At 50.0% G+C, this 19,306-nt stretch carries 10 protein-coding genes and 1 tRNA gene; 2 read left to right on the forward strand and 9 right to left on the reverse strand.

Going from position 1 to position 19,306, the window contains the following annotated elements; genetic code table 11:
• Window positions 1-17: 17 nt before the first annotated feature.
• Complete coding sequence (locus tag ACJO5Y_RS13305; RefSeq protein ID WP_406987827.1) at window positions 18-1,700, reverse strand: class I SAM-dependent methyltransferase; 1,683 nt, start codon at window positions 1,698-1,700, stop codon at window positions 18-20.
• A 469-nt stretch (window positions 1,701-2,169) separates the two neighbouring features.
• Here ACJO5Y_RS13305 and ACJO5Y_RS13310 point away from each other — a divergent pair, with 469 nt between their 5' ends.
• Both ACJO5Y_RS13310 and ACJO5Y_RS13315 read left to right on the forward strand, forming a co-directional pair.
• The gene (locus ACJO5Y_RS13310; RefSeq protein ID WP_406987828.1) at window positions 2,170-3,498 is read left to right on the forward strand and encodes a DNA cytosine methyltransferase; all 1,329 of its coding nucleotides are present in this window, start codon (window positions 2,170-2,172) and stop codon (window positions 3,496-3,498) included.
• 334 nt (window positions 3,499-3,832) lie between these two features.
• Entirely contained in the window at window positions 3,833-4,297 is a 465-nt protein-coding gene (locus tag ACJO5Y_RS13315; RefSeq protein ID WP_406987830.1) for a very short patch repair endonuclease, read from the forward strand.
• Window positions 4,298-4,450: 153 nt separating this feature from the next.
• Here the strand turns inward: ACJO5Y_RS13315 and ACJO5Y_RS13320 are convergent, their stop codons facing one another.
• The 8 genes from ACJO5Y_RS13320 to ACJO5Y_RS13355 form a co-directional block, all read right to left on the reverse strand.
• The gene (locus ACJO5Y_RS13320; RefSeq protein ID WP_406987831.1) at window positions 4,451-6,073 is read right to left on the reverse strand and encodes a nuclease-related domain-containing DEAD/DEAH box helicase; all 1,623 of its coding nucleotides are present in this window, start codon (window positions 6,071-6,073) and stop codon (window positions 4,451-4,453) included.
• A 14-nt stretch (window positions 6,074-6,087) separates the two neighbouring features.
• The gene (locus ACJO5Y_RS13325; protein WP_406987833.1) at window positions 6,088-12,336 is read right to left on the reverse strand and encodes a DEAD/DEAH box helicase; all 6,249 of its coding nucleotides are present in this window, start codon (window positions 12,334-12,336) and stop codon (window positions 6,088-6,090) included.
• 39 nt (window positions 12,337-12,375) lie between these two features.
• On the reverse strand, window positions 12,376-15,828 hold the full coding sequence (locus ACJO5Y_RS13330) for a hypothetical protein (RefSeq protein ID WP_406987835.1): 3,453 nt from the start codon (window positions 15,826-15,828) through the stop codon (window positions 12,376-12,378).
• 253 nt (window positions 15,829-16,081) lie between these two features.
• Window positions 16,082-17,017: a metallophosphoesterase gene (locus tag ACJO5Y_RS13335; protein ID WP_406987837.1), complete on the reverse strand. Its 936-nt coding sequence runs from the start codon at window positions 17,015-17,017 to the stop codon at window positions 16,082-16,084.
• A 24-nt stretch (window positions 17,018-17,041) separates the two neighbouring features.
• Window positions 17,042-17,686: a hypothetical protein gene (locus ACJO5Y_RS13340; protein ID WP_406987838.1), complete on the reverse strand. Its 645-nt coding sequence runs from the start codon at window positions 17,684-17,686 to the stop codon at window positions 17,042-17,044.
• Window positions 17,683-17,940, reverse strand: coding sequence for a hypothetical protein (locus tag ACJO5Y_RS13345; protein ID WP_406987840.1), 258 nt, complete (start codon window positions 17,938-17,940; stop codon window positions 17,683-17,685). Before ACJO5Y_RS13345 ends, ACJO5Y_RS13340 begins: the two co-directional genes overlap by 4 nt.
• A 147-nt stretch (window positions 17,941-18,087) precedes the next feature.
• Window positions 18,088-19,086: a helix-turn-helix transcriptional regulator gene (locus tag ACJO5Y_RS13350; protein ID WP_406987842.1), complete on the reverse strand. Its 999-nt coding sequence runs from the start codon at window positions 19,084-19,086 to the stop codon at window positions 18,088-18,090.
• Between the two features lie 116 nt (window positions 19,087-19,202).
• Window positions 19,203-19,279: transfer RNA gene (locus ACJO5Y_RS13355), tRNA-Met, on the reverse strand.
• Window positions 19,280-19,306: the final 27 nt, after the last annotated feature.

The following is a 19,306-nucleotide window of genomic DNA, read 5'->3' on the forward strand; positions in this document are numbered from 1 at the left end:
ATGGCATGAACGGCGCTTTATACCGCGCCCAACCACTCTGCCAGCTGGAGATTGGTTTTCAGCCTCAATCGCTGCTGAAGCATCCCCTCAAAAACTCCTTCCAAGGTTCGTTCCTGCCCCAGCAATGGTAGCGAGGCCTCAGCCTCTGAGAAGAACTGCTCCTCACGAGACGTACCAATTATGGCTTGCTCCCACCAATTCACTACCCGAGGATGCGCGTCTTTGAGCAGCAGGTCTCCGGGCAGCTTTTCGGACTTAGAAGCATTCGCCGTATGAGTCGCTGGCATCAGATTCCAGAGATCGTTGTTGTTCCATCGTGACCAAGGAAAACAGTGGTCAACGTCGAACCGCTTCGCCTTGAGATTTTGGGCTGTCCATACGCACTCGACCCGACCCGTCTCGAGCTGCTGGTTAATCATTTGACGGACAGCTGACGTATCGCGTCGACCTTCAACCCACTGTAAACCACGATGATAGACATCCATGGAATAACGCAGATCCCAGCTTCCCATCAAATCAATCCATTCATTAACAATCGCAGGCTCAATCCAGCACGCATAGCGACTGAATGCATCCCAGAGAAATGAAGGAACACGGAAGGTACCGAACCGGGAAAGCGTTGCTTTGTCCAAACGCACGGGTGCCTTCTTGATGATCATCCTGGCCGAACCGCCCTCGAAGATCGGACGGTTACTACCGGGCCAGGTCGTGAACTGTGCGGGGTTCTTGAGAATGGTCGAGCAAGCGTCCCGGATAGCGCGGAGGACCACCGGAGCAACATCCGCCGACAGCGACATACCCACTCTGAAATCCAGAGGCGTGAAACTCTGCAAACTGAAGAAATCGTCCGTGGCGAAGCCGTAGCCACGGTTACCTGGCGCTTGCCTCAACTGGTGACGGAGAACCAGAGGATGATAAAGCATAATCCAGAATAGCCCGACTGCACCAAGCGGAATCTCCACCCAGTCATCGCTACGATTAAGCGCCAGGCCGGGCGCACCGTCAGCGATTCGGACGAGCGTTCGCAACAAACCCAATTTGTAAGTCGAAGACTTATTATCATTAACGATGATGTGGCGGACTGTCGGCAATGCGCCTGTGCCATCGTCCGCCAAACGAAAAGCCAGAGTCTCCCAGGAAACTTCGTCTCTCTGGAGCTCATCCTTGTTACGCCCGACCGGCAACAGAAGCGGGATCAGTGCCCGGCGTTTGGCAAAAGCCTCCAACTCTTCCCTACTGACATCGTAAAAAAACCGTTCGCCATCACCGGGCCCATGCCGAAGCGTAATCACCAGCATTCCACCGGGCGCCAGAAGCTCAGTCAGAATTCGAAAAGCACGTTCACGATCGGAGGGTGGAATATGCATCCAGACAGCGGAAACAAGAATGAGATCGAAGCCATAACTCAGCTTCCGGATCTTACCAAGATCCGGTAATTGATCGTCTACCCAGTGAATGCTCTGCTTGCGAGTAGCGTCCTGCCCCAGCTCTCGTAAGCCAGCTGCGGGCTCTACCGCGACAACATCCCAGCCCCGCGCTGCAAGGGCGCTGGAATCTCGACCGCTGCCTGCGCCGACATCCAGAGCGAGGCCTGATTTATTACCACGAAACGAGAGCCAATCTTGATGAACCTGTTCGAAGGTAAGCGACTGGTACTGATCGTAGAAGGTTTTGGCTTTCTGGCTGTAAACATCATTCACGAATATCTGTTCCACCGCGGGATAAAGGCGTCAACTCAATGCCCTCCTGAATTGTGGAGTAGCTTATCAAGGAATATAGACACTGATAGCTTACGATGGATGGCCGATCGCGGCTCTCGTCCTCACAAACGACACCATTAATTCCCGGAGTTTCATGGATCGGGACATAAAAAGAAACTAAAATGCATCAATCGTTGGATTCTGATTTCACGACGCAATGCGGTCGTCCCGATAACTTGAACATCCCCATTGTAGAATGCAATATGCGGGGATGCGACGAGTCGTAGTTGCCTCTAGAGTACGCCACAAACCACTAATGGGCGGTACTTTAACGCCATAAGGAATTGGTAGGGCTAAATACTCGACTTTGAATCATGTCGATAACCTAAGATTCCTCCAAGTCGCTCAGCGCGGCATGTTTAACCGCTACGGGCAAATCCCGTATTGCGAAAGGAACGACAGTAGCAATATGGCTCACCATAAATTCGTGGATCTCTTCGCTGGATGTGGCGGACTTTCTCTAGGCTTGTCGATGGCAGGATTGGAGGGTGTGTTTGCCATCGAGAAGGATCCAATGGCATTCGAGACTTTCTCCGCAAACTTTCTTGGAAAACGGAAATTGCCAGTAAAGAAATTCGCCTGGCCCCTCTGGTTGGAGCAAAAAGCCTGGGGCATTGATGACCTCCTCGATGAACACCGCAACCAACTGCACAATCTCAAAAATGAAATCGAAATACTTGCGGGCGGGCCCCCATGCCAGGGGTTTAGTTTTGCCGGCCGGCGTCAGGAATCAGATCCTCGCAACTTACTCTTCGAGAGATATGTTGAAGTCGTAGATGCAATACGCCCCTCAGCACTCATCTTGGAGAATGTTCCAGGTATGAAGGTTGCCCATGCAACTAGGTCGGATGCTGGCATCCGGCAGCAAGCATCAGAATCCTATTATGAAAAACTCAAGCGAAGTCTCGAAGCAATTGGGTACGATGTTCACTGCGAATTCATAGACGCGTCTCGGTTTGGTGTTCCCCAAAAGCGATCGCGCCTCATTGTACTCGGCCTGGAAAATAGCATCTCTGCCAAGCTAGATGGCGGTGCAAACAGGGTTTTTCAGCTGCTAGAAGAAAAGCGGAAGGAACAGTTATCCGAATTTCGGCTCCCAGAAATTGTCACAGCCAGTGATGCCATTTCCGACCTGCACACCGATCACTCACTCAGGCAGCCGTGTGCTGACCCATATTCACCATCAGGCTTCGAAGAGGCGGTTTATCTGGGCCCGGATACCAGATACCAAAAACTGATGAACAAACATTGTGCCAAGGATGCAATGGATAGCATGCGCCTGGCAAGGCACCGGCAGGTAGTCAGGGAACGCTTCGCAAGAATTCTCGCCGAGTGTAAGGCCGGAGTGCTTATGGATAAGGAAAGCCGAGAAAGGTTTGGCCTAAAGAAACACCGAATCTATCTAATGTCGAGAAACCTTCCCGCACCTACGATCACTACACTTCCGGACGACGTGCTCCACTATTCGGCGCCAAGAATACTCACTGTCAGAGAAAGCGCTAGGATACAGAGTTTCCCTGATTGGTTCCGCTTCAGTGGAAAATTCACAACAGGTGGATCTATGCGCTCACAAGAGTGTCCTCGCTACACCCAAGTCGGAAACGCGGTTCCTCCATTTCTCGCCCGAGCAATCGGGCTCGCCGTCACCGCAGCCTTGAGTGAAGCGTCCCTTTCAGCGAAACCGAATTTCTGCGAGAGTTTTCCAACTACACCAGAAGAACTTATCACAGCTATATAAAGAGACAGCTGATTGATGCCAAAGAAAAAACTATGGCAAGCCTCCTGATAAGTTAGACGACTGATATCTTTGCGCTTCAGGCAAATCCATGCATGTTGGGGCTAAACGGAGAGCGATACTGCGGAGCATTCATCGTCGCTCGGGCAATGCTGTTACGCCGCGGTCGATGAAAGTCGCTACACTTAATCTGGCTGCTAGATTGTGGGAACTGGAGCGATTAGCAGCACTAGACGCCTCCGCAACGGGCTGCGGTATAGGAGATCTGCCAATCCGCTATAGATATCCTCGTTGAGCAGCCATGAAGCTAGCAAGCCATTTGATTTAATATTCGAATATGGTTGATTTCCTGTCGCCAAAAGAAAGATCGGCACGAATGTCTCGCATCAAGGGCAAGGATACTAAGCCCGAGCTTTCACTGCGCAAGATTTTGCATAGGCTTGGCTTTCGCTATCGCCTGCATGTCAATAAACTTCCAGGAAAGCCAGATCTTGTTTTTCCAAAATACAATACAGTGGTTTTTGTTCACGGCTGTTTCTGGCACAGGCACCCTGGATGCAAGGTGGCGACGACACCCAAGAGTAATACTGAATTCTGGAATGATAAATTCGAGAAAAACAAAAAACGTGATGCTCGGACGATAAAGACTCTGGAGGACGCAGGATGGAATGTCCTCGTTGTCTGGGAGTGCGAGCTGGATTCGATGAAGAAAGCTGTTGCGACAGGAAAGCTCATCGGCGAAAAACTAAAGAAGCCAGAGAAAATCGGCAATCATTCTTGCAACAATGGCACGAGCTCCTGAGCAAGATTGCATCCAGAATGTGGCTTTGAACCCTACCCGATTTCCGATGAACAAGCACTATGACCAACTTGTAAACAATGCATGAGGGAGCCTACGCAATCGGACTTAATCAAACGCAGGCCTGCCCATGGCTATCAGCTTCTCGAAGATCGATTAAGCAAATGCGTTGTAATAGTCAGCAACGTCCTTCCTTGAAGTAATCAGAGCTAATCTAGTTGTCGCCCGCGTAGTAGCAACGTAGAGATCTTCTCTAGAAAAGGCGACGTGCTCATTTGGGATACCAACGTCAACGACAATTATCGCCTTTGCTTCGATACCCTTGAATGACTTTATTGTCGAGAAAAAAACAGTCCCAGCCTCCCCAAGCTCGCTAATATCACTGCTCAGACGCAGGCCGTGCCCCGACTTTTGGCCACTCATCGAAGAATTTTCAAGCTTGTAAGGGCTTAGTATCACTACCGAGCCATCTCCGCTCCAATCCTTCGCAATTTCCCACGCGCGCATCGATTGGTTATTAGCCAATTCAATAAGCGGAGCGACTCCCATAGGCATGCCTGGCATAGATTTGATTCTCGAACTGAGATAAAAATTCGAAGCATCATTAATCTTTACCGTATTTCGGCAATTGTGGTGCAGGCTAAAAACCACCTCGGCACCTATCGGGGTACTGTTTCCGGAATTAAAAAGATCTTGTTTCCAATCTGAGAAAAAAGCCCAGCCCTCATCGCTTGAACGAAGTTCGAGTAACGCGATGATCTGGGATTCAGACAGATCCTGCCCTTCATCAACAACTATTGCATCATATTTCTCATAAGTATCTGCATAGTCCATTATCTGCCCTGGCAATTCCTCCCTATAAAATTCGTCTAGGTCACCTCGAGGGCGCGCTTCCGAACATATCGAAATAAAGAGCTTGTCGACATTCCAAATAAAATCCGCATGATCTGGATTTTCCAATCGGAGGGCCGCCGCGAGCGCGCGGTTGTAACAGACGTAGATGGCCTTCTTTCCCTCGTCGATTAGTGCCTTTAAACGCCAAATCGCTAAAACTGTCTTTCCCGAACCAGCTGGACCGACAACAGCAACATTCGGCAACTGGAATAACCCTTTTAGGCTCGCAAATTGCTGCCGAGTGAGTTGCTCGATTCTATCCGAGTCGTCAGCTACATCCTCTCCCGAATCCGCTTTATAAACACGGAACTGCCTGTTCTTGAGTTGATCAGTAACCGACTCTACAACTTGCGTAACAAATTGCTCTCCGCGGCCATCTCCCCCACGCTTTTCAAGTGAATTGCGTAGTCGCGACGCTAACTGATTCATATGCCTTCGCGTCGCTATTGTCGACTCATCGAACATCACAGGTAGCTCGGCTGCCTCTCCTTGAGGGTAGATAACGAGATATGTGTACCGTCCAGGAAAGTTAAGCCATTGGTGGCGCTCAATCAGCACTTTAGTCAGATCATGCATATTTCTCGTGGCTTGCTCTGGAGGCGCCTCTTTGAGTTCGGTCCAGCTTCCATTTTTTTCCTTCCGGCTCCAAACTCCATTCTCCTCAACTCTAAACCCTTTTGAACCCTTTACCTCAACAACTACCAAGCCAGAATTGGGTACGAGAACTACGAAATCAGCTTCACCGTCACGCACATAACCGTTTTTGGCGAGTGTCCAGTGCACGCTGGGCATCACAACCCAATCTTCAGGCAGCTGAGCTTTAAACGCCTTAAGAACTTCGTTTTCCCACAGATCTGCCGGTAGGCTACCTACGATTTTTGGCATTTACATCATTTCCTTCATTTGATACGACGAGCGACAAAACTGAATTGTTCAGCTTCATGCCTCGGAACGTTTCCATTGTTATTTCGCAGCCTTGGAGCTTCCATTCCGTGCTTATACACAGCTCTGACAGACATAAGCTGACCGGTCGGAGTCGCCGCCAACCACTCTTCACCATCTCCAAGCTGGTTCAGCGTCTTTCGACCAGCTTTTTGCCAGCTTTGATCATCAAAGGTGACGATATCATCATCAGTGTATTCGTGAAGTTCGTCTATCGTTCGCACATTCTTGGTAGGTGCGGAAACGTTACTTGCTGCTCCAAAGGAAGACTGCGAATCAACTACTTCCACAACAAATACTTCATCGTTCGAAAGATTGGCTCTGACCCAAATCATTCTCCTAGATAAGTTAAATGAATCTACACGTCGGATTCCCTTGAGACCTTTCCCAGCCGCCAGACGATGCGCATTGCCTATTGCGTTTCGCTCACTCGGGCTCCCATCCCATAGCGGATGCACTACAACGTTCAACACGTCACCATCAATCCACCCGTGTACAGTATCCTCATGAACGACTGAATCAGCAGGAAAGCCATTAAGCTCCCAAATGTCGACAAGTTTGCCTGCGCGGGCAGACCAGTCGCCATCTCTTCCGATTGGTATTTCTCGGCCAAGAGCGACATTATCCAATCCCGGCTTAAAGCTCTCGTCTAACATCGAAGCCAAAAGCTCAAGGCCTAGCTCCCAATCTAAAAGACCATGAACCTGACGGTTTCGGAAGCCTTTAAGTAATAGATCTGGACTTCGCCACTCGTTCCCGGGCTGGGAAGAGAGCTCAATTTCCTCGCGGATCATTTTACCCATTCGATGTGTAGGCCCTGCTCCAAACAGACAGCCTTCTAGGAAGGACTCAAGCTCACCTTTCGTGCTATCAACAAGGCCAGCACCATTCGGATGCGCATCGGCTAAATAAAGTTCACCACCGCCCCTACCTCTATCCGTGATTGCGTGGACAGATGCGATTTCAATGTCCAGCGAATCAACATCCAGTTCGAGGGCAATGGCGCGCTGTAGAATGGTCGCGGCTGAATACCAAGCTGCACGTCGCCTGGCTAGTTGCGATTCACTTATGCCCTCGAAATACGCCAGTCCTTTGCCATCCAGCATTCGAATTGCCAGTATGTCTGTAGTTTTTACAGAAGTGAGCGCAACCCTGAATTCAGGATTTTCCTCATCGGAGCACCAGACAGATTCCGCCTCAACATACTTCTCCTGAAGACTTTTCCTTTCTTTAAAACCAAAATAATCACCGCGATTGGTGTTGGTGCGGAAAACTGGGGCCTGCCGCTCTAATTTTACGTGAGCATTACAGGCTCTCTCGTATCCCACCGAACTGAGCCTTGGACTGGAAATATCTGTGGAACCAGATCGTCCCCTACTTTCACCTCCCCCTCCCGCAGGCTTCAATACATCCAAATTCGTAGCAAATGCGTTTGGAGAAACAGCCATGTATGGCTTAGCCCCTACAATTCCGCAGTTCGGGCATTGAACACCCTGTGGCGGCTCGACCAACCAGCTTGGTTCCCACATCCCTTTTTCACTGACAAATCCCTGTAATTCGCTGATCGGAACGGGCTCGCTATGCAACTGACGACAGGCTCCACAGCGAACGTGAATATAGGCTGCTCCAATAGGCGGACCTGCTGCTCGCCAGCCCTTCCCCCCATTCTTACTTAATATTGGAGCAACCACGTATTTTGGGATCAGACGCCTTTTGTCCCATGTCCGCTCTGCCCCCGGCGCGAAGTCGGCAATTCCCTGATCTGCAGGCCTGTTAAGGGTTTTCGGCTCACTCACACCGCTGGGAAGGTCAAAGTACAGATTGCGGACACTTGTCGGCATACCAAACATGGGCAAAATCCCGGCCTCAGCCAGGCGATGGGCCAGCGTATTCGCGACAAAGCCAGTATTCGCGACTGCTTCACGAATTTTGCTCGGCAAATCACGAACGAATTTAATGAGTGCTGTCATCGATACACCCGAGCCAGCGCACACAAGTTTCACGAGGTCTCGAATAGTATCCTGATGCTCATCTATCCATAACTCAATCGACGAGATAGTCTGTTCAGACTCAGTTAAAGTGCCCATTTCCCCATGAGTGTCGGGATCGAAGCTGGTGGATGTCCATGAAATCCCTGCGTCTAGACAGGCACGCCGCAAAACCTCTTTAGCAACAAGTCTTTCAGCTAATATGCGCTGGTCATCACCCATTGCAAGGCGTGGTTGCGGTGGAACACCGCCCGTCATCTCCTTTGGATGCTCAAAATGGATACGGTCGTGAGTTTGGCCTCGACAGAATGTGAAGGCCACTGAAAATGCTTGGCCTTTTCGACCCGCTCTACCCACGCGCTGTTGATAATTAAACCGTTCAGGAGGCATGTTTGCTTGCATAATTGCTTGCAACGAGCCTATGTCGACGCCTACCTCCATCGTCGTGGTGACGGATAGGAAATCTATTGAGTCTACATTTTCATATGCTTTGCGAGTTCCAATTCCCTCAACGGTCTCATCGTCGAAAAAAATATCGCGAAAGTGCCGCTGTCGCTGCGCCTGATCCTGTGTCTGTCCGGTCAGTTCCTCAGAATGAATTCGGAAAGTAGAAGACGCATCTTTTGCTTCATAAGCATAGTAGTGCTTACTTTCTCTGCTTTTTGATGAAGCTTTTCCATTCGGCTGCTCGTTAAGTCTTGACGTACAACGAGAGCAAACACCTGCTGATGCTTGCCAATGAATCTGCCCGCAGTTTTCACACTCCCAGGGATAGTCTTCGGGCTTTACTACCTTTACCCATAATTTTTCCAGCTTGATTACAGCCCACAGGTCAGGACCAGAAGAATGTATAGATTTGAACGCATCGACCACAAAACTATGTAGCGTCTCAAGGTTAATAGCTCTATTCTCTGAAACCTTGGCAAGATAATTGTGGACACGTTTTTTCTTAGGCCCTTCATTGGACGCCCCAGTTGGCTGATTATATTTCCAGCCATCAACAGGCCTGTCCCAGGGCGTAGGATCTAGCTGATTTTCCTCAGCTAGGATACGTAAAACGCTTTCACAGACTTGACGGAATGCTTCTGAAGACAAGCCAGACGGTGGCTGTAAAGTCGGCGTTGGAGGGAACGCCAGATGACCAATACCCTGAGCCTCGAGGTCATACAGCAAACGTCCGGTCAATGCTCGCCAGGCACTTCTACGAAGTGATAGACCAATATGATCGATTGCAGAGGGTGAGGCCTCATTATTTAACACAGGGATAAGTTGGCCATTTCTTGACTGGAAGATTGAGGTCCAGTCGGTATTCTCGGTAATCATTTTCTTATCTATTGATGCCCCTCCAGGATTGACACCCATTTCGATGAAGTCCCTCCAAAGAGGGCTGATCACCTTGTTGGAATCAGGCTGCGCAAGGATATCATTAACTGGAACATATCCCTGCTTGTAGGCCCGCACGTTTGCCACGTTTTCGATTTGTGAAGAGAGCGCACCTTCAGCGTCATCTTTCACTGCCTTCGCTGCTTGGACAAAAAGGTTGAACTTCTCTAGGTTCCCGTCGTCTTCACCGAAGACTCTCTTTACTCTGGCACGCAAGTCGGAAATTTCTTCCAGCTGCCCAGACTCCACAAAAGACAGCGCCTCTTTCATTAGAGGATCAAGGCCACTTTCGGCACGTTCTTTGAGTTCTCGGTTCAAAAACGTTCGTAGAAGCAGTTTCCATTGCTCTTCTTCAACCCCAACAGAAAGGTTTGCTGCTGCTTCTCGGCTATCAGAGAAAGCAACAAGCTTTCTAGCCTTGCCTGCTGGCAAGGTGCTCATCACGTGCTTTGAGAAAAGATGGGACATCCTTGCCAAGCCCGTCACGAAAGAACGGATGGGTGTCCTGCGCCCATACCGCTCTGAATAATCAATCAAGCAGGAGGGGCAACGCTGAGGCATCGCCGGATATCGATGCCGATCCTTCTCAGCCAAAACTTGCTTGTCGATCTTGAACCAATAACAAGTCAGCTCACCTTCTTTGGGATTGGCCCCAAGGCTAACTAAACCGGTGGAGGGGTTTATGCTAGCTGGGCTCCAGCTGGCAGGCACTGTTGCGACTGGTCGACCAGGCCGATCGCTAGTAGAATTTTCCTCAAACGTACCATGCATCCAACGTAGGTCTTCCTCAGATACCTTCTGAGAGTCTGGACGACGCAACCAAACGACACCGACATCCTTATAACTCTGTGCATCAGTTCTTGTTTCGATAGTTGTTTCGGGAAGCCCCTCTATCTGCGTTTCGAGAGAGGTCAATTCAAATTGGCTTTCTATACCCCAGCTGCTCTTAAGCGATATTTTATTTCCACACAGCAATTGCGTACCGCAGCACTCACAGTAAAGGACTTCCAAAACACGCTGCCCATCAATAGAGAGCTTTCTTTCAGGCAAGAGCTTGCCGACACGTCGGTCATCATCTGACTCACCCAAACCGACCGTAGCCCATAGACCATCGACGTTCTTTGCCATCCAATGGAAGCGGAGACTCGGTACGATCAGTTCTTTCTCTTTTGCATAATCTGAACCGATTGCAGCAAATAACCCTCTTGTCGCTGTAATACGCTCAACCACTGGTAAATCCGCGAACCAAAAGTTCGATATTTCATCCAAAGGTTTGGCTCTTATTTGACCATTTACATCAAATGCAGCAAGGATCGACTTATTGGTTTTCACTTGGTCTTGAGCCAAAAGGTCAACCACAGTCTCTAATGCATATTGATCGATATCTTTTTGAGTTTCAGCCCTCCCAACTTTTAGGCATGCATCTGTGACATTTTCTTGGAGTTCAGGAATGTCGCCTTCGAGAAGATATTTTGGTTCACCAGCTTCTATATGAAAACGGGCTTTCGCTTGATCAGGCGTATACCCAAAAAATCCACCGAGATACTCGTAAGTAACATCATCTTTGCCATCGAGAGATGCGCTTGATGCAAGAATTCGAAATTGAGGACTTTCCGGACTCAGGCCTAGTCGGTCTGTTAGGAGACGAACCAGATAAGCCACTTCCGTTCCCGCGGAACTCCGGTGCAAGTGAAGTTCATCAATAATTAGTTGGAAGACATTGTTTTCGCGATCTTCACTAAGCCACTGCCTTGTTGCTTCGAAGATATCGGAGTCAGCGCGATCACCGGGAATATTAGGATCAGGGTGTCGCATTAGCATAATAGATAACATGCTAAGATTGGTTACTAGAATGTCAGGCGGAGTTGCTTGCATTTCCCACCGGTGGAACATCTCACCGGCGTCCGGCGACATACGTCGAATGAAGCTAGTTTCTTCCAGTGCATCAGCCATTTCACGCCTAGCAGTTTTGATCGCGTCAGGGTTCCCCGAGGCCTGAGCATCCGCCAAAGCTCGACGACAGCTATCAAGTTTTTTGCGCATTGATAAGTGGTCGGCGATTGCCGACTTGAGTTCAGCTGCCAGTGCTGACCGTTTGGTACTGTTTGCCTTCCCATCGGCCTTGAAAGCATGACCGGCAACGGGCGTTGAGCCGTTGTATCTGCCAAATCGAATTCTGTTGCCAGACAAATGTTGATCAAGTGCTTCAAGTGCCTCATCAGAATCGAGCGCGAGGCGAAGACGAGATATTTGATCCTCTACAAGAGCATTCATCGGGTACAGTATTAATGCTCGAACTGCCGCAGTGCGACTCTCACCACGCAACTCCTTTCTGGTGGAATCCCATTTAGGAGGCGCATCCTTAGTCCATTCTCGCGGTGCATTGCTAGGTTTGGTCCATTGACTCGGTGAGCAAGTCGCTTCTCTAATTATGCTCGCCAGCGCCGGAAGCAAAAATGCTTCCGTTTTTCCCGACCCAGTACCAGTCACAACTACACTATGCTTGCCTTTTAAAGACTCTCTGAGCATCGTTTGCTGGTGCTGATACAGTGGATAATCGCCGTTGAATAGCCCCGCTCCAATAATGGCCTTGAAGGCCTCAATTCCCCTGGCGTTCAGGCCCGGGAGATCTTCTTGGGCGAGATCGGCAAGTGCGCGTCCCGGCTTGTAGGACTGAGTGGGTTCAACGTAAGGCCTTTGGAAGAGCACCCCTGGTTGATCTAACAGCTCCTTTCGATCTTTTTCAAACGAAGACGAATTCGTTCCGAACGCAGAGGTTATATAGCGCTTAATCCCTTCCTGCAAAGCCTCATGGGCTCCTATTGGATCCTTCATTGTATTTCCCAATTTTTTTGTCTGTAGTATCAGTGTTTTTCAAATAACGTCGAGAACCGCCCCGAGCTTTGTGGCAATTGTTCTGGCTATTAATTCTGGAACATATCGATAAGCGAGCCATCTTCCATTTGCCATGTCCGTATAGAAAAGGTTAGCTGAGAACTCAGACGAGCCATCAATCGTTCGAGTCAAGTGGAGCCGGCTGCCAGCATCTTCGAGCGAACTATTTTGGAGTGTCACAACGTCCGGTGAGTCGCCGCTACACAAAATGAGAGCGCGCTCAAGGACTGTCGGCAAATTAATGCGGGCCGGGAGCCAGATTGTTCTTTTGGCAGATTCATATGTTATGGGTAGAGGATGGACACCATCCATTCTAGGAAAGCTACTCATGTACTTCGCAAATGCATCTAGAGCCAACCAAACGCCCCAACGCGAATCACTCACAAAAGCATATTTGCCCTGTTCTGCAAGAACGTACAAATTGCCTACACCAATATCGAGGTCTCGCACTTTCCACAACTCACAAACAACTCCTGACGGTGTCGCGGTGAAACGTCCCGTGGATGCATTTAATCGCATCGCGCTATTTCGCGCGTTCCCAATCGACTCCATGGTATTTTGAAACGTCTCATCCCTAAACGCTCCAAGAGTGGCAGACCAGTCAGCAACCGAAAAACAAGGTTTTTCCGTGAACTGGAAGCCAATCTGGCTGCAAATCTCTATCGCAAGTGATTTATCTTTTATAATCAGGCGCCAAGGCCCGAATACGCAATCACTCGAAAGGGGCCTATAGACATTCCAAGCTTCGGACTCACTCGCAATATATTTCCAGTGATCGATGCGTAGTGTGCCTGCAACGGCCCAAATATGTTTGCCACTACAAACCAGAGGAAGTGAATAAAGAGCCGGCTTTATTGCATGTATTCGGGCAATGTGACCCTTATGAGTCGTTGAAACTCCCAAGAAACCTCGTCTTCTGAGTTCAAGTATTATAAAAACCGGCTTGTCCGACTCTCCCCCTGAAACGAGGAGTCTCTGCAAAAGGTCTCGTGCGACGCCAAAATCCATGCTTCCGGATTGAGCAAGAGCATCAAGAAATTTCTCATGGACACCGACCTGTGATGTCTCGAAAAAGGCTCTGCCACCCAACTCATCATCTGTAAGCTCAAAATCACTTGATACGCTGGGCAATTGTCTAGGCTCTTCGTTGGAAGCTCCCAAAATTACACCTGACAAACCCTCGCTCGAGTGCATCGGCCTGCCTATTTTATCAAGACTGAACGGCTTACCTGTGTCTACAATCTCACCACCAAGATCGGCGATCCTTAATTTTGCTTGTCCCAGCTCTGATCCGTCGACAGCAAATGCCTTGAATTCGTAAAAGGCGCTTTTTGAACTTTGAAGCGTCAAATTGAACCGCCGCGTCGGCTTCCAGTCGACATGATCAATTCCGTTCAAATTGGCTGTTGAAACCTCATCCACTTCAATACCCTCAGAGCACTCAATGAATGCTCCTACAGGCGCGTCTAGCTCCAGCGAGGGTAGATCGTATGGTAAATACATTCGGCTGTAGCCACGTCGAATGGACCTCCCTCCAACAAAGCGTATTGCTCTCGGTCTCGGGCGGGAGCCCCTTTCGCCGTCGGGGAGAATTCGTTGCTCTTGAGATAGTGATTCGCACTCTACCAAACGAATGAGGAGCCAGCTTTCCGGGATTCCTGACGCTGCTATCTTTTCAAAATGAGGTTGTTCACGCTCTATATATCCTTGAAGTGCATGAACGCTTTGAGGTGGGGCTAGCAGAAAAGCTGATCCGCTCGCCGGAAGCTCACCTTCTCTGAGCTCAATGTTTTCCGTTACATGGTCTAGCACTGGTACAAGCACCCAAAGTGGGTGCCTTACAAGCGTGAGCTGCAGCTCTGTGGGCTCAGAGTCTTCGCCATCAAAACAAAAGACTTGGAATTGAAAAGCTGAATCAGCGGCTCGTTTGGCAATATCCCAAACCTCTGTCTCCTGATCCGGGCACGGAGCGCTGGTTGCACCCTCTATTCCAGAAAATTGCCCACTCCAGCTGAGATTGCCGTGTGATAGTTGGAACTCACCAGTGTCTTGAAGCGCTGAGATTCGCCAGCCAGGAGATAATTGAAGAGGGGAATCCTGAACTACCGAAAGAGAAATCCCCACACTGAGATCTGCTTCACTTGGAAAGCTAGGGGAAGAATCCGCGCTTTTACCAACGCCCCGATTGGCCGGCAACGTGCCATCCCAATCAGAGTAAGCGGTCCGGATCGCTTCTCGGATTGGTTGTTCAAAGTCATCAATATTAAGGGCTTTCTGGAATCCTGCTGTAAACGTTGACCCCGTCGACCGTGCTTCTCTCAAGATTCGCGTCAAAGTTTCTTCTGGCAAGTCCTGGCCGGGCCTTACCTCTGCTTGCACGAATACCCGCGCTAAGTCCTCGACGTCGCTTGGTTTGAGAATACTTTGTGACCTAGGAACACCGACCAAGCGATAACCACCAAGTCTCCTCATTTTGAAATAGCCGAAGCGTCCATGATTTTCAGCGGTCCACTTCTCTAAATCAGCCCAAACAGTCTCGACTTGGCCCATTTCCTGCGAACTGAATTGATACTGGAGCTTCAAATCCTCCGATAACCGGGCGTAATAAGCGCTCGCGTTTTCCGCATCGTTTCTCACCAACGCTGCGAGATATGGGAGATATGTTGGCGCAGACAGCCCACGGTATATTGCATCAAAGTTCCCTGGGTCCTTGTAACTTGGTTTTGGATTCGTCCTATCTTTTTTTAATTCAATGATATTGCGCGTGAAACTTTTAGTAGCTCTAGTCCAACTTGGTCCTTTGCGAACTGCTTCCAAAAACCCGGCGTCTCCACCAATGTCTTGGCCCATCTGATCGAGCAAATCCCTATCCACTCGAAGAAACACCTCTTCGCCCCCAGAAGCTTCAGAAAAGAAACTTCTCAATAAGCGAAGGTTCCACTCACTAAACCTATCTTCTAGCGGTTTCATCTTGGCTGCAGCAACTAAATCAAGAACATAACTAAACGGACTAGAAGGATCAGCAGCCGACCTCACAAGGCCATCCCTGCTAGTGTTCACTATGAAGATTTCGTTTTCGCGTACTAAGAGCGCTAAAAAGTTGCCTGATGAGGCATGCTTAGTAAGATTCTTCACAAAGATTTTTGGGTCACCCGACGCTGTGTCAGAGCGGTACAAAACCGATTCCGTTTCTATTAAGTCATCTTTTTCGACGAACCAAGTTCTGAAGATGGCTATTCCGTCCGAACCCTTGGCTTGCAAAGCGTAATCGTGCAGCTCGCTCCGGCGCATGTAATCAACCAAATTACTATTTGCGTCCATGGTCGACTTGCCAATGCTCGTCCCAGATACGACAAGGAAAACGACGTCTAATCCGCGCACCGAAAAGAAGTGCTCGACTTCTGCCTCAGACCTTTTTACGTCATTGAGCATGCCGACCTCCATCGAGTAATTATGCGATTGATACTACTTTGCGCAGGATTCTTCTGAAGGCCGTCCACCCTTTGGGGTTCAATGACGGTTAATACATATGGGACCGATAAGAAGTCCATTTCTTGTCCTTATTTCGATAATCCCGGGCAGCGGTTTCTCCAAGCCTGATTACCCTTATAACTGCTTGAGTTGGCACCAGCAAACTCGGTGCTGTTATTTCATGTAAATGCATCAGGTACTCAGGCTGTTAAGGCTAAATTTTTGGCCGCGCTACCCATACAAATCTATTACTAAGCAGCCGACGCTCACCATCGAACCGGTATGCGCAAAGTTTTCCACCATGTTTTCCTGCCACACTGTAGTCAAGGCACGCAATATGGTCGTTGAGCGGTGCAGGCTCTCCTGTCATCCAGTAATGCCCGACAAATACCGGCTTTTCACCGTCGTATCCTGGCAAAACATGAGAGGCAATGGGTTCATGAGGGATCTGGTCGATGTATTCTTTCGGCACCATGGCAAGATCACGGTACGTCAGCTCACCCTGTCGCCACCATTCGGCACGTATGTTGGTGCGCTTGTTTTTATCTTTATCGAAAAAGTGATGGTCGCCAGGCAGCGGAATCTCCAGTCCTTTGAGCAGCGTTTCAATGGCCTCGTAGACCTCTGAACCTTTTCGGCTTGCTTTCTCCCAGGCATCTGGCAGCAATCGGTTTTCTGAATCGGTGTATCTGGTTATTGCCGAGAGATGTTCTGGGTGCCAGCAGGCATGCACTACACGAAACTGCGGCAGATCCAAATACAATGGTAGAGTTTTGAACCACTCGATCATGCTTTGGTGTAGTTCGCTGCCCTCACCGACTTGCTCAAGAAAGGCTTTATGCTGCTTCAGGTTCTTCTCAATGTGGGGACGGAGATACTGGCCGGGATTCTGCTGGTCTTCCGTGGCCCAGGCTACGGCGTTAAATTCGTGGTTCCCCATTACGGCGAGGGCCTGGCCGTTTTCCACCATGTTTCGAGCAATGGTGACGGTCTCTACCTGCTCCGGGCCTCGGTCAACAAAATCCCCCAAAAAGATCACTTTGCGCTCAGGGTGCTGCCACACACCCTCTATTTCTTCGTAGTCCATTTTGGTGAGCAGGGATTTGAGTTCGGTAGCGTGGCCGTGGATATCGCCAATCAGGTCGTACATCGTTACCTCTTCCTTAGGCTGTTACTACTGGGCTGCGCGAGTCGCCGAAGTTATAGCGTCCAACTCCCTGCTCCCTGCCACCTGATCAGGCACAGGTCCCTCTCGCTTGCCAATGACTTCACCATTGATGGCCAATAGATAGGCTGCGTCTTTTTTGTAATAAAACCAATACTGCTTGATTCGCCCCCAAATTCCAAGATCCCCGCCTGTTTCATAGACATGTTCCCGGACACGACACTGGGCCCTGCCTAGCTGGCGGTCCATGGAGAGCCGCCAGAAGCCTTTGGGAAAGTCCAGATAGCGCTGATGTTCACAGGCAGCCAATGCGAATATTGGCTGGCTCCGGCGCTTGAAGCCCGTGTCTGCCCATAGATAAGGTTTGAAAGCATTTCGCTCTTCTTCGAGGCGCTCCTGTATGCGGCGGATGCGCTGATCAGCCAAAGCCCTATCCATACCTGTCACCACGCACAGTGCTCTCAGGAAGCCTTCGCTACCGTATTTAAAGTCGAACCCGCCATCGGCCAGGCCGAAATCCGGGTCATCCAGCACGGACTGAATGCGCTCTAAATTGGCGGAGATGGGTTTGTGGTAATCCATGGCTTTCAGGATTTCATCCCGGGGTATAAGAGCGACACGAAGTACCAGGTCGGTTTTGAAGTTATCGATCATTTCCCCTCCTTACCCAATCGCTCAAGAGCGGGTTTTAGCCGATCTGCGTTGAAGCTTTCCCCGTCAAAAAACCATTCCGAGATTTCTTTAACCAGGGCTTCTTTCAGGCTATGGCCTTCCGCAAGGCTGTCTGCGACTGCCTTGGCGATGTAATCGTACTCATCGAAGCAATCGTTTTCCTGGCAGCAGGTATTCATTGGGTCGGTTTCAAACAGAGCTTGAGAGATTTTTTCTGCGCCTGGCCTTGATGACATTCTGAACTCTCCTTTCGGTTCATTCTTATTATCACCAAACGGTGCGACATATGACGTCGCAGAACTGGTTTATGCTTCCTCCAGGTAAACACACAGAGAGCATGCGGTATGAATCGAACAAAAAGGAAGAAGTCAGGACTCTTCGGATTATTGAACCTTGGTTCGTTTCAGGCCCTGAGTGAGTGTTTCTTCTATATCCTGTCTTAGCCATTCCGGTTCCAGAATATCGCAATGCATCGCCTGTGCCGTCAGCCACCAGCGCAGATCCTGGGTATCGCCGACGGTTACTGAGATTTCAAAGGTATTGTCATCAATGTCGTGCGTGAGCTGATCAAAGCCCAACGGCGATTCGATCAGGTGGTTCAGTACAGGCTTGTCACACCGCAGCCGCAGGAATACCGGTTCATCTGATCTCAGTATGCCCATGGCACCGGAACGAATGTAGAGGTCCAGATCGAAGTCGTCCGGCCGTTCCACCAGCTCTTCAACCAACTCCCCGGTTGTTGCGCGGTGCAGGACCAACTGGCGAATACCTTCCCTGCCCTCGATGGTACCAATCAGGTACACGTTAGGGTCCCGGAATATTAGGCCGAAAGGGTGAACCACAATGTCTTCCGGTTGTGGCCAGTTGCGGGCCTGGTAGGTGAGTTTGCATTGGTATTCACGTAGCAGGGCTTCCGTGACCGTCTCCAGGACGTCCGCATCAATACCCGGGCGCTGTCCACCCAGGCCCCGGTTGATGACCCTCACCCGGCTTGGCCACTGCCCCAAGGGGTTCTTCTCCCGCAGCAGGGTTCGGTGAGCTTCATCAAAATGCGGTTTCAGATGGGACAGCGCCCGCGGGGGAAGCATGGGGCTGAGGTAGGCTCTGGCCAGCTCAAATGTCAGCGCAGCCGGTAAATCCAGGGCTGGAATGATGTCCATGGCGGCCTCTCGGTCGAATGACCATTGGAAAGGCCTTTTGTTCTCGTCCACCAGCAGCGGGAAGTCTGTACTTAGCTTTTCCAGATCTCTCTGGATAGACCGCATAGTGACTGAGAAGCCGTGGTCTTCGAGCCGTTCTGCCAGTTCAGTGGTGGTGATGGACTTGGGGAAGCGTGGCACCATTCGGAGCATGGTGAGGTAGCGAACGGCGGTGTTGGACATAGGTAATCAACCTGGCAAGCGTGTACAGGGAAATGTAGCAGCAAGCCGTCAATTTACGTCGCAAATCAGCCAAATACAAAAAAAGAAGGCCAGCAAAAGCTGGCCTTCTTTTATATTGGTAGCGGGGGCAGGATTCGAACCTACGACCTTCGGGTTATGAGCCCGACGAGCTACCAGACTGCTCCACCCCGCATCAAACTGGTTGTTTATCGGGGAACCC

It is taken from the genome of Marinobacter alkalisoli, assembly GCF_045449855.1.
GTDB lineage: Bacteria > Pseudomonadota > Gammaproteobacteria > Pseudomonadales > Oleiphilaceae > Marinobacter.

Coding starts and splice junctions, on each gene's coding strand:
- ACJO5Y_RS13310 (WP_406987828.1), top strand. CDS start 2,170: ATGGCTCACCATAAATTCGTGGATCTCTTCGCTGGATGTGGCGGACTT.
- ACJO5Y_RS13315 (WP_406987830.1), top strand. CDS start 3,833: ATGGTTGATTTCCTGTCGCCAAAAGAAAGATCGGCACGAATGTCTCGC.
- ACJO5Y_RS13320 (WP_406987831.1), bottom strand. CDS start 6,073: ATGCCAAAAATCGTAGGTAGCCTACCGGCAGATCTGTGGGAAAACGAA.
- ACJO5Y_RS13325 (WP_406987833.1), bottom strand. CDS start 12,336: ATGAAGGATCCAATAGGAGCCCATGAGGCTTTGCAGGAAGGGATTAAG.
- ACJO5Y_RS13330 (WP_406987835.1), bottom strand. CDS start 15,828: ATGCTCAATGACGTAAAAAGGTCTGAGGCAGAAGTCGAGCACTTCTTT.
- ACJO5Y_RS13335 (WP_406987837.1), bottom strand. CDS start 17,017: ATGTACGACCTGATTGGCGATATCCACGGCCACGCTACCGAACTCAAA.
- ACJO5Y_RS13340 (WP_406987838.1), bottom strand. CDS start 17,686: ATGATCGATAACTTCAAAACCGACCTGGTACTTCGTGTCGCTCTTATA.
- ACJO5Y_RS13345 (WP_406987840.1), bottom strand. CDS start 17,940: ATGTCATCAAGGCCAGGCGCAGAAAAAATCTCTCAAGCTCTGTTTGAA.
- ACJO5Y_RS13350 (WP_406987842.1), bottom strand. CDS start 19,086: ATGTCCAACACCGCCGTTCGCTACCTCACCATGCTCCGAATGGTGCCA.